The organism is Xanthomonas sp. SHU 308 (genome assembly GCF_000364645.1).
Classification (GTDB): domain Bacteria; phylum Pseudomonadota; class Gammaproteobacteria; order Xanthomonadales; family Xanthomonadaceae; genus Xanthomonas_A; species Xanthomonas_A sontii.
This window is the reverse complement of sequence record NZ_AQOK01000717.1, coordinates 1-1,732: the sequence shown is the minus strand read 5'-3', so window position 1 is coordinate 1,732 and position 1,732 is coordinate 1. Positions and strand designations below refer to the sequence as shown.

The 1,732-nt window shown below is 66.3% G+C and carries 1 pseudogene; it reads left to right on the top strand.

Features of this window, described 5'->3' with window-relative positions:
- Positions 1 to 1,732: pseudogene (locus tag D588_RS0119380) on the top strand (hypothetical protein); the annotation flags it as partial.

Sequence of the window (1,732 nt, the reverse complement as noted above, 5' to 3'; positions counted from 1 at the left end):
TCGGTGGGTGGTTCGACCTATAACAACGCGGGGGATGCGTTCGCGGCAGTGGACAGCGGCAAGTCGGGGGTGGTGCAACGCACCAGCACGGCGGACGTGACCACCATGGTGGCGAGTGGCGGCACGGCGGCCAATCCGGGCAATGCCCAGAAGCTGACCAATCTGGCGGCAGGCGATGTGACGTCTTCCTCCAAGGATGCGGTCAACGGCTCGCAGCTCTATGCGGTGCAGCAGACAGCCAATGCCGGCTGGAACGTGCAGGCCAATGGCGACACGGCCACCCAGGTGAAGCCGGGGGACACCGTGCAGTTCAAGGATGGCCAGAACATCAAGGTGACGCGCAACGGCACGGACATCACCGTGGCAACGGCCGACGATCTGACCGCCAACTCGCTGACCGCCGGCAACAGCAAACTCGACACCAATGGCCTGAAGGTGGATGACGGCACGAACAGCGCCACCTATGCGGCCAACGGGCTGACCATTGCCAACGGGCCGAGCGTGCTGGCGTCCGGCATCGATGCCGGTGGCAAGAAGATCACCAGCGTGGCTGCAGGCGACGTGTCGGCGACCTCGACCGACGCCATCAACGGTTCGCAGCTCAACACCACCAACCAGAACCTGAGCACGGTGGCATCGAACACCAGCAAGTACCTGGGCGGTGGGGCGGACGTGCAGAACGGCACGGCGCCGAGCTATTCCATCGGCGGGACGACCTACAACAATGCCGGGGATGCTTTCTCGGCGGTCGATAGCGGCAAGGCCGGTGTGGTGCAGCGTACGAGCACGGCGGACGTGACCACGATGGTGGCGAGCGGCGCGACTGCCGCCAACCCGGGCAATGCGCAGAAGCTGACCAACCTGGCGGCGGGCACGCTGAGCGGCACGTCCACCGATGCGGTCAATGGCTCGCAGCTGTATGCGGCGGGCAGTTCGGCGGCCTCGGTGCTGGGCGGCAATGCGGCGTACAACACGACCACCGGCACGCTGGGCATGAGCAACGTCGGCGGCACGGGCAAGGACAACGTCAATGACGCCATCGCGTCGGTGGCGGCGACTGCGGGCACGGGCTGGAACGTGCAGGCGAACGGCGACACGGCGACTCAGGTGAAGCCGGGCGACACGGTGCAGTTCAAGGACGGGCAGAACATCAAGGTCACGCGCAACGGCACCGACATCACCGTGGCGACGGCCGATGATCTGAACGCCACGTCGATCACCACCGGCAACAGCCGGCTCGACACCAACGGGCTGAAGGTGGACGACGGGACGAATGCGACTGCCTATGCGGCCAACGGCATGACCATTGCCAATGGCCCTTCGGTGACCGGCAACGGTATCGACGCGGGCGGCAAGAAGATCACCAGCGTGGCCGCCGGTGACCTGTCGTCCTCCTCGACCGATGCGGTCAACGGCTCGCAGCTCTACACCACCAACCAGAACCTGAGCACGGTGGCATCGAACACCAGCAAGTACCTGGGCGGCGGGGCGGATGTGCAGAACGGCACGGCGCCGAGTTATTCCATCGGTGGGACGACCTACAACAACGCCGGGGACGCTTTCTCGGCGGTCGATAGCGGCAAGGCCGGTGTGGTGCAGCGCACCAGCACGGCGGACGTGACCACGATGGTGGCGAGCGGCGGCACGGCGGCCAACCCGGGCAATGCGCAGAAGCTGACCAATCTGGCGGCGGGCACGCTGAGCGGCACGTCCACCGACGCGGTGAACGGCG